Below are 13,900 nucleotides of genomic sequence, written 5' to 3'. Positions count from 1 at the left end.
TGCATGTGTGGATTGGCGGGAATGTTGTTGCCGGCGCCGCTGGCGTCGGCCGAGGCGCTGCAGGCGCAGGCGCTGGCCATGGGCCAGGCGCTGCACCATCGCGGGCCGGATGATGGCGGCAGCTGGGTCGATGCCGAGGCGGGCATCGCGCTGGCGCATCGGCGCCTGAGCATCCTTGATCTGTCCCCGCTGGGCCACCAGCCGATGGCCTCGGCGGACGGCCGCTACGTGATGGCCTACAACGGCGAGGTCTACAATTTCGCGGCTCTGCGTGAACAGCTGGAGCCGCTGGGGCACACCTTCCGCGGCCATTCCGACACCGAAGTACTGCTGGCGGCGATCCTGCAGTGGGGCGTGGAAGATACCCTGCAGCGCTGCAACGGCATGTTCGCCATCGCGCTGTGGGACCGCCAGGATCGTTGCCTGTGGCTGGCCCGCGACCGCGTCGGCAAGAAGCCGCTGTACTACGGCTGGGCCGGCGACACGCTGGTGTTCGGTTCGGAACTGAAGGCGCTCTGGCAACACCCGGCGTTCGACAACGACATCGACCGCGATGCGCTCACCTTGCTGCTGCGGCTGGATTACATCCCGGCGCCGCACAGCATCCACCAGCGCTGCTACAAGCTGATGCCGGGCCGGGTGCTGCGGCTGGATGCAGCGGCTGTGGCCGCAGGCGCCGCGGCACACCGCCCGGAGCAGGCACAGCGCCCGTACTGGGATGCGCGCGCACGCATGCAGGCGGCGTTGGCCGCCCCGTTCCAGGGCCGCATCGAAGAGGCCGAGGAACAGCTGGACACGCTGCTGCGTGATGCGGTGGCGCTGCGCATGGTGGCCGACGTGCCGGTCGGCGTGTTCCTGTCCGGCGGCACGGACTCATCGCTGGTGGCGGCGCTGATGCAGGCGCAGAGCGGACAGCCGGTGCATAGTTTCAGTATCGGCTTCACCGACTCGGGACATGACGAAGCACCGCTGGCCAGGGAGCTGGCGGCTCACCTCGGCTGTGATCACACCGAGTTGTACGTCAGTGGCGCCGACGCGCTGGCCGTGGTGCCGCAGTTGCCGGCGATGTTCGATGAGCCTTTTGCCGATGCGTCGCAGGTGCCGACCGCGCTGGTCGCACGGCTGGCGCGGCAGGGCGTGACCGTCGCGCTGTCCGGCGACGGTGGCGACGAGCTGTTCTTCGGCTACACCCGGTATGTACGCGCGCTGCGCAACTGGCAGATGCTCGGACGCGTGCCGGGGCCGCTGCGGCGCTGGATGGGCGCACGCTCGCAGCAGCAGGGCGAGGCCTCGCGGACCGGTGGCCTGGCGGCGCTGCTGGCCGAGACCGGCGCACGTGGCATCGGCGACGTCTACCGCAACCGCATCTCGCGCTGGCGCGACCCGGCCGCGGCGGTGCCCGGCGCGCAGGCCGCCGGCAGCTTCTACGACCTGGCCGATCCGCTGCACGGCGCGGGGACACCGGCCGACGCGATGATGCTGGCCGATTTCGTGACCTACCTGCCCGATGACCTGTTGTGCAAGGTCGACCGGACCTCGATGGCGGTCAGCCTGGAGGCGCGCGCGCCATTGCTGGACTGGCGCGTGGCCGAGTTCGCCTGGTCGCTGCCGCTGGGCTTCAAGCGCAGTGAGACGACCAGCAAGGTGCTGCTCAAGCGCGTGCTGGGCCGTTACGTGCCGCATTCAATGGTGCACCGTCCCAAGCGCGGCTTCGGCGCACCGGTCAGTGACTGGTTGAAGGGCGACCTGCGGCCCTGGGCCGAGGACCTGCTGCAGCCGGCGCGGCTGGAGCGTGAGGGCGTGCTGTCGGCGGCGGCGGTGCAGCCGCTGTGGCAGCAGTTCCTGGGGGGGCAGCGCAAGTGGCATACCCACCTGTGGAACGTGCTGATGTTCCAGGCCTGGCAGGCGCATTGGCGGCAGGCGCGGACCGGCGTGACCGGCGGCTGATCTTCACCGGATGGCACGGGCCCGGCGACTAGGCTGGGCCTCCCGCACCGTGAGGAGTATGTCCCGATGTCCGTCCCCACCATCGCCGTGTTCGTTGGCAGCCTGCGCAGGGATTCCTGCAACCGCAAGCTGGCCCATGCGCTGGAGAAGCTCGCCGGTGATCGCGCGCGCTTCCAGTACGTGCAGATCGGCGATCTGCCGTTGTACGACCAGGATTTCGACGCCGATTATCCGCCGCAGGGCACCCGGCTGAAGGGCCAGGTGCGCGCCGCCGACGCGGTGCTGTTCGTGACACCCGAGTACAACCGGTCGGTGCCTGGCGTGCTCAAGAACGCCATCGATATCGGATCGCGCCCGTACGGTGACAGTGCGTTTGCCGGCAAGCCGGCGGCGGTGATCGGCGCCTCCATCGGCCAGATCGGTACCGCCGTGGCCCAGCAGCACCTGCGCAACTGCCTGGCCTTCCTGGACATGCATGTGCTGGGCCAGCCCGAGGCATTCATCCACTTCAAGGACGGCCTGATCGATGCCGACGGCACGATCCACAACGAAGGCACACAGAAGTTCCTGCAGGGTTACGTGGACCGGTTCCTGGCGTTGATCGCAGTGCACGTCAAGGGCGATTGACGCCTGCGGGGTCAGAGTCCCCTGCGTCGAAGGGGATCCGACCCCGAGCGTTGATCTGCGATAATGTCCCGCTCGGGCGCCGCAACGGCGTCCGTCGCAGGCAGTGCGACGCTCTCACGCCAGTCTGGCCAGGTACCGGCGGATATCCCCCGTTTTCCCACGGCTTATCCACAGGTTTGTCCATGGCTGCCGGGGTCGGCACATGCCTACACTCATCTGGTCCACTTTTGCAGGAAACACCGCAGCATGTCCGCTCGTCCCGGCTTCCGTTCCAACCGCAGAGAGCGCGGTGATGGCTTCGATCGCGATCGCGACGAGTCGCGCATCGACCAGTTGCGGGTACCGCCCCATTCGGTGGAAGCCGAGCAGGCGGTGCTGGGTGGCCTGATGCTGGCGCCCGAGGCGTATGACCGTGTCAACGACCAGCTGACCGAAAGCGACTTCTATCGTCGCGATCACCAGATGATCTATCGTGCGATCCGCGAGCTGTCCGAGCGCGAACGGCCGTTCGATGCGGTAACGCTGGGCGAGTGGTTTGAATCGCAGGGCAAGATGGAACTGGTGGGGGACGGCGCCTACCTGATCGAACTGGCCAGTACCACGCCGTCAGCTGCCAACATCGTGGCCTACGCCGAGATCGTGCGCGACAAGGCGGTGCTGCGGCAGCTGATCCAGGTCGGCACCGACATCGTCAACGACGGTTTCCAGCCGGAGGGGCGTGACAGCAGCGAGCTGCTGGCCTCGGCGGAAAAGAGCGTGTTTGCAATCGCCGAACAGGGTGCGCGTGGCCGTACCGATTTCGTGGCCATGCCCGGTGCACTGAAGGATGCCTTCGAGGAGCTGCGCAACCGCTTCGAGAACGGCGGCAACATCACCGGCCTGCCGACCGGTTACAACGATTTCGATGCGATGACCGCTGGCCTGCAGCCGACCGACCTGATCATCCTCGCGGCGCGCCCGGCAATGGGCAAGACCACCTTCGCGCTGAACATCGCCGAGTACGCGGCCATCAAGTCGAAGAAGGGCGTGGCGGTGTTCTCGATGGAAATGTCGGCATCGCAGCTGGCGATGCGCCTGATTTCCTCCAACGGCCGCATCAACGCGCAGCGCCTGCGTACCGGCCAGCTGGAAGATGAGGACTGGAGCCGCGTCACCAGCGCGATCAAGATGCTGAAGGAGACCAAGATCTTCATCGACGACACGCCGGGCGTGTCGCCTGAAGTGCTGCGTTCCAAGTGCCGCCGCCTCAAGCGCGAGCATGACCTGGGCCTGGTGGTGATCGACTACCTGCAGCTGATGAGCGTGCCGGGCAACAGCGAGAACCGCGCGACCGAAATCTCGGAAATCTCGCGTTCGCTGAAGGGACTGGCCAAGGAACTGAACGTGCCGGTGATCGCGCTTTCCCAGCTCAACCGCTCGCTGGAAACGCGTACCGACAAGCGCCCGGTGATGGCCGACCTTCGCGAATCGGGCGCAATCGAGCAGGACGCGGACATGATCGTGTTCATCTACCGCGACGACTACTACAACAAGGAAAACTCGCCGGACAAGGGCCTGGCCGAAATCATCATCGGCAAGCACCGTGGTGGCCCGACTGGCTCGTGCAAGCTGAAGTTCTTCGGTGAGTACACCCGCTTCGACAACCTGGCCCACGATTCGGTCGGTTCGTTCGAATAACGGTCACGCCGGCCGCTGGCCGGCAACCGCCACCGGGCGCTGAGAGCCAAGGCACCGGCAGGAGCCACTGTCAGCGCGGGTTCCATGCGGTCGCCACGAAGCGCAGCCGGGCGTGGGCGTGGCGTTGCACTGCGCTGGATCGGTTTCATCGCCCCCAGCCCGGTTTCGTCGCAAACCGTTTGCCGGCGCCAGGGCAGGGCGCCAAGGTGTTCGCAGGCGGCAGGGTGCCGCCCCAAGGAGACCGTGATGAAGACCCTGTTCGCGCTCGGCGTGTGGTGCCTGCTGTTCGTACTGTGCTGGCCGCTGGCGATCCTCGCCCTGATCGCCTGGCCGTTCGTGTGGCTGCTGAGCCTGCCGTTCCGACTGGTCGGCATCACCTTCTCGGCGCTGTTCGCGTTCCTGCGCGCGCTGTTCATGCTGCCCGCGTGCCTGCTTGGTGGCCGGGCGGTGCCCGCATGAGGGCGGTGGTGCTGGTCGGTCTGGCCCTGTTGGCCGGCCCGGTACTGGCCGCACCTCCAGCACTGCCTTCGGTGTGGCTGGAGCGCCAGCAGGCAGCCGGTGCCGACGAAGCGAATGCTGCGGGGGCGAAGCCTCTGGCGGTACCCGAGGCCAGGGAGCGCTGCCGGGTCACCAAGGAATGGAAGGTCGGCGAGACGGTGGTGCAGCATCGGGTCTGTGAGGATCCACCGAAGAAGCCGGCTGGAAAGGCGTAGCGCCGAGCCCATGCTCGGCTAGGCCATCACGGACCACCAAATGCGCAGCCGAGCGTGGGCTCGGCTCTACACCAGGGCAGCCAACAAAAAACCCCGCCGAGGCGGGGTTTTTCTTCTGCAGGTGAGTGCCGACCAACGGTCGGCACCTACCATGATGCAGATCAGTTCGCTTTGTGGATGGCGCGCTTGCTGACCGCCATCGCGGCGTCGTGGATCACTTCCGACAGCGACGGGTGGGCGTGGCAGATGCGGGCCAGGTCATCGGCTGAGCCGCTGAACTCCATGGTCAGCACGCCTTCGTGCACCAGTTCGGAGACGTTGGCGCCAACCAGGTGCATGCCGAGGATGCGATCGGTTTCGGCATGGGCCAGGATCTTCACGAAGCCGGCCGGCTCGATCATCGCCACTGCACGGCCGTTGGCGGCGAACGGGAAGCTGCCGGCCTTGTACGGAATGCCTTCGGCCTTCAGCTGGGCTTCGGTCTTGCCGACCCAGGCCAGTTCCGGCTCGGTGTAGATGACCCACGGGATGGTGTCGAAGTTGACGTGGCCCGGCAGGCCGGCGATCAGCTCAGCCACCGCGATGCCTTCCTCGAAGCCCTTGTGCGCCAGCATCGGGCCGCGCACGCAGTCGCCGACCGCCCACACGCCGTTGACGCCGGTGTGGCAGTGCGCATCGACTTCGATCTGACCACGCTCGTTGATCTTCACGCCGGTGCCTTCGGCCAGCAGGCCCTTGGTGGCGGCGCGACGGCCGACGGCCACCAGCAGCTTGTCCACGGTCAGGGTCTTTTCGCCTTCCGCGTCGGTGTAGGTGACGATGACTTCCTTCTTCTTGCCCTTGCCGGTGATCTCGGTCTTGGAGACCTTGGCATTGAGCTTGATGTCCAGGCCCTGCTTCTTGAATTCCTTGGCAGCGGCCTTGGCCACCTCGGCGTCGGCAGCCGCCAGGAACTCCGGCATGGCTTCCAGGATGGTCACTTCAGCGCCCAGGCGCTTCCACACGCTGCCCAGTTCCAGGCCGATCACGCCGGCACCGATCACCGCCAGGCGGTTCGGCACTTCGGTGAAGTCCAGGCCGCCGACGTTGTCGACGATGGTCTCGCCGTCGAACTTGGCGAACGGCAGTTCGATCGAATCCGAACCGGCCGCGATGATGACGTTGGTGCCCTTCAGCTCGACTTCCGAACCGTCGTGCTGCTTCACCTTGACCACGTTGCCCGGCTGCAGCTGGCCGAAGCCGTAGTAGGCGGCGACCTTGTTGGCCTTGAACAGCATGCCGATGCCGCCGGTGAACTGCTTGACGATCTTGTCCTTGCGGCCAATCATCGCCTCGACGTCGATCTTGGCATCCTTGAAGCTGATGCCGTGGTCGCCAAAGATGTGGCCCATGTTCCAGAACTGGCGCGAGGAATCCAGCAGCGCCTTGGACGGGATGCAGCCCACGCGCAGGCAGGTGCCGCCGAGGGCCGGCTTGCCGTCCTTGCCCAGCGCTGCGTCGATGCAGGCGGTCTTCAGGCCCAGCTGGGCCGCGCGGATGGCAGCGTGGTAACCGGCCGGGCCGGCACCGATGACGACGACGTCGAATTGTTCAGCCATTGAATTATTCCTTGATGCATTACCAGAACCCCTCCGCGCAGGCGCGGAGGGGCGGGAGGTTTCTTACAGGCCGAACAGCATGCGGCCCGGGTTTTCCAGCTGGTTCTTGATGTCCACCAGGAACTGCACCGAGTCCTTGCCGTCGATGATGCGGTGGTCGTAGGACAGCGCCAGGTACATCATCGGCGCGATCACGACCTGGCCGTTCTGGGCGATCGGACGCTCCTTGATGGCGTGCATGCCCAGGATGGCGCTCTGCGGCGGGTTGATGATCGGGGTCGACAGCAGCGAGCCGAAGGTGCCGCCGTTGGTCACGGTGAAGGTGCCGCCCTGCAGTTCTTCCAGGCCCAGCTTGCCGTCACGTGCCTTCTTGGCGTAGTCGGCGATGGTCTTCTCGATGTCGGCGAACGACATGCGCTCGACGTTGCGCAGGACCGGCGTGACCAGGCCCTTCTCGGTCGACACGGCGATCGAGATGTCCGAGTAGCCGTGGTAGATGATGTCGTCGCCGTCGATCGAGGCGTTGACCAGCGGGAAGCGCTGCAGCGCGTTGGCAGCGGCCTTCACGAAGAAGCTCATGAAGCCCAGCTTGATGCCGTGGGCCTTGACGAACTCGTCCTGCAGCTCCTTGCGCGCCGCCGACACCTTGGACAGGTCGACTTCGTTGAAGGTGGTCAGCATGGCGGTGGAGTTCTTCGACTCCATCAGGCGCTCGGCGATGCGCTTGCGGATGCGGGTCATCGGCACGCGTTCTTCCGGACGTGCGCCACCGGCCTTGCCGGCGCCGCCGTTGCGGGCGAAGTTGACGATGTCTTCCTTGGTCACTGCACCACGACGGCCGGTGCCGTCGACGTCGGCCGGGTTCACGCCTTCGGTGATGGCGGTGAAGCGGGCGCCCGGCGGCAGGGTGTCGGCGGCCGACTTGGCAGCCGGAGCCGGAGCGGCGGCCGCGGCCGGAGCAGCGGCGGCCGGTGCGGCTTCAGCCTTCTTCTCTTCAGCGGCCGGAGCCGGAGCCGCAGCCACGGCGCCTTCTTCGATGATCGCCACGACCTGGCTGGAGGTCACGGTATCGCCTTCCTTGAACTTGATTTCCTTCAGCACGCCGTCAACCGGCGACGGCACTTCCAGCACGACCTTGTCGGTTTCCAGGTCAAGCAGGTTTTCGTCGCGCTTGACGGCGTCGCCCACCTTCTTGTGCCAGGTGGCGATGGTGCCGTCGGCGACGGATTCGGGCAGTACCGGGGCTTTGACTTCGGTGGCCATTGCGGGAGCTTCCTGGTTTGTCTTCTAAATAGGGGGAGGATTATTCAGCGAACGTGTCGTTGAACGGGTTGACCAGTGCGTCGGCAATCAGCTGCTGCTGCTCGCGGACGTGGTCAGCCATGTGACCGGCAGCCGGCGACGCCGAACGTGCGCGACCGGCGTAGTGCAGGTTCTGGCCATCGGCCAGGCAGAACTGCAGGTGGTGGCGGATCTGGTACCACGCGCCCTGGTTCTGCGGTTCTTCCTGCGTCCACACCACGTCGGTGGCCTTGCCGTACTTCTTCAGCTCGGCAGCCAGCAGCGCACGCGGGAACGGATACAGCTGCTCCACGCGGATGATCGCCACGTCGTCCTGGCCACGCTTGGTCTGGTCTTCCAGCAGGTCGTAGTAGACCTTGCCCGAGCACAGCACCACGCGCTTGACCTTCCTGGCATCGGCATTGGCGTCGCCGATCAGGTGCTGGAACTCGCCATTGGCCAGTTCGTCCAGGGTCGACACGGCCAGCTTGTGGCGCAGCAGCGACTTCGGCGACATCACCACCAGCGGCTTGCGGGTGGTCATGTGCAGCTGGCGACGCAGCATGTGGAAGGCCTGCGCCGGGGTCGACGGCACGACAACCAGCATGTTCTCCAGGGCGCACAGCTGCAGGAAGCGCTCCAGGCGCGCCGAGCTGTGTTCCGGGCCTTGTCCTTCATAGCCATGCGGCAGCAGCAGGGTCAGGCCGGAAATGCGGCCCCACTTGGCTTCACCGGCGGCGATGAACTGGTCGATCACCACCTGGGCACCGTTGGCGAAGTCGCCGAACTGGCCTTCCCAGATGCACAGCGTGTTCGGATCGGTGGTGGAGAAACCGTACTCGTAGGCCATCACCGCTTCTTCGCTCAGCAGCGAGTCGATGACGGTGGCCTTCTCCGGCGAATCCACCAGCTGCCGCAGCGGCATGTAGTAGTTGTCGGTCTTCTGGTCGTGCAGGATCGCGTGGCGGTGCGTGAACGTACCGCGGCCGACGTCCTGGCCGACCAGGCGCAGCGCATGGCCTTCGTCGAGCAGGGTGGCGTAGGCCAGGTTCTCGGCAAAGCCCCAGTCGCCCGGAATCTCGCCGGCGGCCATCTTGCGGCGGTCGTCGTAGACCTTGGCCACGCGCGAGTGCAGCTGCACTTCGTCCGGGATGGTGTTGATCAGCTTGGCCAGCTCGACCAGCTTGTTCTTCTCGACCTTGGTCGAGACCGGATCGGACAGCTTGCCTTCCAGCAGCTTCGGCCAATCGACGAACAGCGGGCTGCTCGGCGGGGTCTTCTCGACCTTGGCCAGCTCGGTGGTCACTTCACCCGCGTCCAGCTTCTCACGGTAGGCATCGACCATGGCCTTGCCGGCACCGGCGGCGATCACGCCCGCCTTTTCCAGCTGCTCGGCATACATCTCGCGGGTGGTCGGGTGCTTGCGGATCACCTGGTACATCAGCGGCTGGGTGATCGCCGGCTCGTCGGCCTCGTTGTGGCCCCAACGGCGGTAGCACATCAGGTCGATGACCACGTCCTTGGCGAACTTCTGGCGGAACTCGAAGGCCAGCTGCGCGGCGAACACGACGGCTTCCGGATCATCGCCGTTCACGTGCAGCACCGGGGCGGCGATCATCTTCGCCACGTCGGTGGCATAGCGCGTGGAGCGCGTATCCAGCGGGTTGGAAGTGGTGAAGCCGACCTGGTTGTTGACCACGATGTGCACGGTGCCGCCGACGGCGAAGCCGCGGGCCTGCGACATCTGGAACAGCTCCATGACCACGCCCTGGCCGGAGAAGGCCGCGTCGCCGTGGATCAGGATCGGCATGACCTGCTTGCGTGCGGTGTCCTTGCGGCGCTCCTGGCGCGAACGCACGGAACCGGCCACGACCGGGTCGGCGATTTCCAGGTGCGACGGGTTGAACGCCAGTGCCAGGTGCACCGGGCCACCGTCGGTGGCCACGTCGGCGGAGAAGCCCATGTGGTACTTCACGTCGCCGGCCGAAGCGTGCTCGTCGTGTTCGAACTTGCCTTCGAATTCGTCGAACAGCTTGCGGGGGTTCTTGCCCAGGGTGTTGACCAGCACGTTCAGGCGGCCGCGGTGGGCCATGCCGATCACCACGTCCTTGACGCCATCCTTGCCGGCGCTGCGGATGATGGTGTCCATCATCGGGATCAGCGAGTCGCCGCCTTCCAGCGAGAAGCGCTTCTGGCCGACGTACTTGGTGTGCAGGTAGCGCTCCAGGCCTTCGGCCGCAGTCAGGCGCTCCAGGGTGCGGCGCTGGGTGTCAGCGTCCAGCTGGTAGTTGCCACCGGCCGCTTCCAGCTTCTTGTAGATCCACTGGCGCTGCTCGACCTCGGAGATGTGCATGAACTCCGCGCCGATCGAGCCGGTGTAGGTCGCCTTCAGGCGTGCGAGCAGGTCGCGCAGCTTCATGCGCGGCTGGCCGCCGACGCCGCCGGTGCTGAACTCGCTGTTGAGATCGGCATCGGACAGGCTGTGGAACGGCAGGCCCAGGTCCGGGGTGTTGACCGGCGCGGCCAGGCCCAGCGGATCGAGGCGGGCGTCCAGGTGGCCGCGCGAGCGGTAGGCGGTGATCAGACGACCGACATTGCGCTCGCGCTCGTCGCCCGCACCGGTGCCGGTGCCAGCTTTCAGCGCATCCTTGGCCGCGTCCGCGATGTGGGAGATGACGGCCGAGTGCGGAATGTCACCTGCTTCGCGGCCCTTGAAACCGTCGAAGTAGGTTTTCCATTTGGGATCGACACTATCCGGGGAGACCAGGTACTGCTCGTACAGGTCCTCGACATAGGAGGCGTTGCCGCCGGCGAGTTGCGAAGATTGCGCAAACTGCTTCAGTTGATTGTCCACGATGGAGGGTGTTGATTCGCTTTGTGGGGTATGGCTTCAGAAGGACCCGGCAGGAAGATGAATAGCCCTGCGCGGGCGCGTTCAAACAGCCAAATTGTACCCCCAACCGGACACGAAGGGGCACCACCACAGGTATCCCGCGTCCGCTGGTGCCGGTTCCAGACAGGTTGGGTCAGCGGTGCCGGCTCAGATGCCGAGCGCGCGCAGTTCGCTGCAATCGCGCGAACGGTCCCAGACGCGCTGCAATTGCTGCTCGAACGGCTGCGAACGTGCCGGCAGCGCGATGCCGGCCTCGCCGTCGAGGCGATGGCCGATCAGACGAAAGTAGAAGTCGCCCGCATCGTTGAGCAGGCAGGCCGAGGCCAGCGCGCGGTCGACCGGATCGCTGACCTTGCGGAACTGGATCACGCTTGGCAGGCGCTGGGCCAGCGCCAGCAGCGGTGCCCCGGCAGAGGCGATCGCAGCGGCATCGTGCACGATCACCCGCAGCTGCTTGTCATGGCGGGCGGTGACGAAGCGGCGCAGGGCGGCCTGTACCGGGGGCGCGTCGAGCAGCCCCGGGTCCAGCTGGCGGCTGTGCAGCCACAGCTGGCGACGGGCGCGGTGGATGATGGCTGTGGTGATGGCCACCGCCTCGGCGCGGCGGTCGATCGCGCTGGCCGCGCCCAGCCGGCGGCGCATCTGCTGGTGGCCGATGCCGGCCTCCTCGAACACCTCGCCTTCAGGCAGGAAGCCCTGGCGGGCATAGAATTCGCGGGCGGGCAGCTGGGCGTGCAGGTGCAGCTCGGCCAGGCCGAGCCTGCGCCCGGCCTCGACCAGTGCCTCCAGCAGGGCCTCACCGACCCCGTGGCTGCGATGGCTGGCCAGCACGGCCATGCGGCCGATGCGGCCGTCCGGGGCCAGCCGACCGGTGCCGACCGGCTGGTTGTCACTGTCCAGTGCCAACACATGGACGCTGACCGGGTCCAGCGCATCGCGTTCCAGTTCCGCGGCGATGCCCTGTTCCTGCACGAACACGCGTTGGCGCACGTCGTGGATGGCAACGTGGGCGTCGGCGTGGCTGACCTGCTGGACCCGGATCATGGCGGCGGCTCAGACGCGGCCGGCGTCGCTGTCGTCTTCCTCGTCGTCCTCGAAGTTGACGATGACCTCGATGCCATCGTCGTGCACGGTCACGGAGTGGACATCGTCGGACACCGCATCGGCGTCGATCGCGTCGACGCGGTCACGGCCTTCGACCACTTCGCCGAGCACCACGGCGTCTTCGCCGTCGTCCTCGTCTTCAGCGTCATACACCTCGTTCGGATCGATCAACTGGAACACGCCACTGACCAGCAGTTGCTGGAGCACAGCACGGCCCTTGTCGGACAGGCCGCGATAGGCGGCGGCGTCGAGCTGCTCGGCATCGGCCAGGCGCTGGGCGTCCTTCACCGGCAGCGCGAAGTCCTGACCGCTGACGTACAGGCTGGCACCGCGTTTGGCCCGGCGCCAGGCCAGGCGTGCCCAGGGGTGGCGCTGCAGCAGCAGGCCGGAGGCCAGCGCCTGGACCACTTCCTCCGGTGCCGGTGCAGCCTGGTGGGCCATCACCTCGCCGGCGGCGCGGTAGGTGGTGATGAAGCGACCGAACCAGTCACCCAGCTTGTCCGGATCGTTCATGCGGATGGCGTTGAGCGCGGTGATCACCCGCGCCATCGCCACCGTGTCGATTTCGTTCGGGTCGGCCGGCACCTTGAGGTCGGCATCCTGGTAACGGATGTTCTCGTCGGCATCGGCGATCAGGGTGTCCAGGTAGTCGCTGATCAGTTCGGCCGAGGACGGCGCGCGCATGCCGAAGGAGAACGTCAGGCAGGGATCCTCGGCGACGCCGTGGTGCGGCACGTTCGGCGGCAGGTACAGCATGTCGCCCGGCGCCAGCACCCAGTCGTGGGTCGGCTTGAACACCTTCAGCAGCTTCAGTTCCACGTCCGGGCGGAAGCCCAGCGGTGGCTGCCTGCCCTTGATCGATTCGCTGGCGTCGATCTGCCAGCGGCGGTGGCCGTGGGCCTGCAGCAGGAACACGTCGTACTGGTCGACATGGGCGCCGACCGAGCCGCCGGTGGCGGCGAAGCTGATCATCACGTCATCCATGCGCCAACGCGGCAGGAAGCTGAAGTGCTCGATCAGGGCGCGCACGTCCGGATCCCACTTGTCCACGTCCTGCACCAGCAGGGTCCAGTCGTGGTCGGGCAGGGCGGGGAACACGTCTTCCTGGAACGGGCCGGTGCGCACGCGCCAGCCGTCCCGGGTCTTGTCGTGCTCGATCAGGCGCGCCAGCACGCCTTCCTCGCAGGCCAGCCCGGCCAGGTCTTCCGGCTGCACCGGGGTCTGGAAGTTGGGGAAGGCGTTGCGGATCAGCAGCGGGCGTTTCTGCCAGAAGTCGCGCAGGAAGGTGGCCGGCGCCATGCCCAGCGGCTGGCCGGGGCGGGCGGTGACTTCGATGAGGGGGGCGGAGGACTTGCGGGCGGCCATGGGGAATCCTTGCAGCGGAAAGCGGGAGGGGCGGCGCGGCGGGCCGCCAAGGAGTCCATTGTCCGCCGTTCGTGGGGATTGCGCACGTGCGGTGGTTTGTCGCGGGGTTCCGGCCAACGGCGGAGCCCCTTGTGGCGACATCTTGGTAGGGTCGACTGTTAGTCGACCGGCTTCATGGGCTTGGCCGGGCGGGTGGGCTGCGCGGGGGACGCTGCAAGTACGTCCATGTAAGCTCGATCGCCGCATCCATGCGGCTCACGCCCCCGCACAGCCCACCCGCCCGGCCCCTGACAATTTCCTGCGCGGCCCGCCACGGAATGGAAGAAGAAAAGCAAGGCAAAAGCGGATCGCGCGCTGCGCTTGCTCGTGTAGAGCCGAGCCCGCGCTCGGCTTGCCGTTGCCCACGTCCCAAAGCAGCCGAGCACGGGCTCGGCTCTACAAAAGACCCTCAAACAAAGAGGGACGCGGCGAAGCCGCGTCCCTCTTTCAAATTCCGTCCCGACAACCCAATGCTCTTCGATCCGTCACCGGGAATCTGTCAGAGGTGGGGCGGGTTGGGTTCGCGGGGGTGTCTGATCTGGCCCCCTGAAAACGGACGCCATGAAGCCGTTTCAGGCGGCAGCCCGGAGCTGCCGGGCGTAGTTGTTAGGCGAGTGGTAGCCCAGCGCCGAGTGTAGCCGGGCTGGATTGTAGAA

The 13,900-nt window shown here is 66.6% G+C and carries 10 protein-coding genes; 5 read left to right on the top strand and 5 right to left on the bottom strand.

Annotated elements, in window-relative coordinates; genetic code table 11:
- Nucleotides 1–3 precede the first annotated feature (3 nt).
- From asnB to AB839_RS01070, 5 genes are all read left to right on the top strand, one after another.
- The gene (gene asnB / locus AB839_RS01090) at nt 4–1,947 is read left to right on the top strand and encodes an asparagine synthase (glutamine-hydrolyzing) (protein WP_061477980.1); all 1,944 of its coding nucleotides are present in this window, start codon (nt 4–6) and stop codon (nt 1,945–1,947) included.
- 66 nt (nt 1,948–2,013) lie between these two features.
- A complete protein-coding gene (locus tag AB839_RS01085) occupies nt 2,014–2,574 on the top strand; it encodes an NAD(P)H-dependent oxidoreductase (protein WP_061477979.1) in 561 nt (186 codons plus the stop codon).
- Nucleotides 2,575–2,820: 246 nt separating this feature from the next.
- Nucleotides 2,821–4,251 (top strand): replicative DNA helicase, encoded by a 1,431-nt coding sequence (locus AB839_RS01080; protein ID WP_005417526.1) that lies wholly within the window; start codon nt 2,821–2,823, stop codon nt 4,249–4,251.
- A gap of 246 nt (nt 4,252–4,497) precedes the next feature.
- A complete protein-coding gene (locus AB839_RS01075; protein WP_061477978.1) occupies nt 4,498–4,710 on the top strand; it encodes a hypothetical protein in 213 nt (70 codons plus the stop codon).
- On the top strand, nt 4,707–4,964 hold the full coding sequence (locus AB839_RS01070; protein WP_061477977.1) for a hypothetical protein: 258 nt from the start codon (nt 4,707–4,709) through the stop codon (nt 4,962–4,964). Before AB839_RS01075 ends, AB839_RS01070 begins: the two co-directional genes overlap by 4 nt.
- A gap of 161 nt (nt 4,965–5,125) precedes the next feature.
- On the opposite strand, the gene lpdA is transcribed toward AB839_RS01070, so the two are convergent.
- The 5 genes from lpdA to AB839_RS01045 all read right to left on the bottom strand — a co-directional run bounded on the left by lpdA (nt 5,126) and on the right by AB839_RS01045 (nt 13,205).
- Nucleotides 5,126–6,562 (bottom strand): dihydrolipoyl dehydrogenase, encoded by a 1,437-nt coding sequence (lpdA, locus tag AB839_RS01065; RefSeq protein ID WP_061477976.1) that lies wholly within the window; start codon nt 6,560–6,562, stop codon nt 5,126–5,128.
- A 63-nt stretch (nt 6,563–6,625) separates the two neighbouring features.
- Nucleotides 6,626–7,825 carry a dihydrolipoyllysine-residue succinyltransferase gene (gene sucB, locus AB839_RS01060; protein WP_053499860.1) on the bottom strand — a complete coding sequence of 400 codons (1,200 nt, stop codon included), beginning with the start codon at nt 7,823–7,825 and terminating at the stop codon, nt 6,626–6,628.
- Between the two features lie 40 nt (nt 7,826–7,865).
- Nucleotides 7,866–10,697 carry a 2-oxoglutarate dehydrogenase E1 component gene (locus tag AB839_RS01055; RefSeq protein WP_061477975.1) on the bottom strand — a complete coding sequence of 944 codons (2,832 nt, stop codon included), beginning with the start codon at nt 10,695–10,697 and terminating at the stop codon, nt 7,866–7,868.
- 186 nt (nt 10,698–10,883) lie between these two features.
- A complete protein-coding gene (locus AB839_RS01050) occupies nt 10,884–11,780 on the bottom strand; it encodes a GNAT family N-acetyltransferase (RefSeq protein WP_061477974.1) in 897 nt (298 codons plus the stop codon).
- Nucleotides 11,781–11,789: 9 nt separating this feature from the next.
- Nucleotides 11,790–13,205, bottom strand: a complete 1,416-nt coding sequence (locus tag AB839_RS01045) for a cupin domain-containing protein (RefSeq protein ID WP_061477973.1) — start codon at nt 13,203–13,205, stop codon at nt 11,790–11,792.
- Between the last annotated feature and the right edge of the window lie 695 nt (nt 13,206–13,900).

This window comes from Stenotrophomonas sp. DDT-1 (genome assembly GCF_001580555.1).
Classification (GTDB): Bacteria; Pseudomonadota; Gammaproteobacteria; order Xanthomonadales; family Xanthomonadaceae; genus Stenotrophomonas; species Stenotrophomonas sepilia.
Note: the sequence above shows the minus strand (reverse complement) of the source record. Positions and strands in the feature narration are given on the sequence as shown.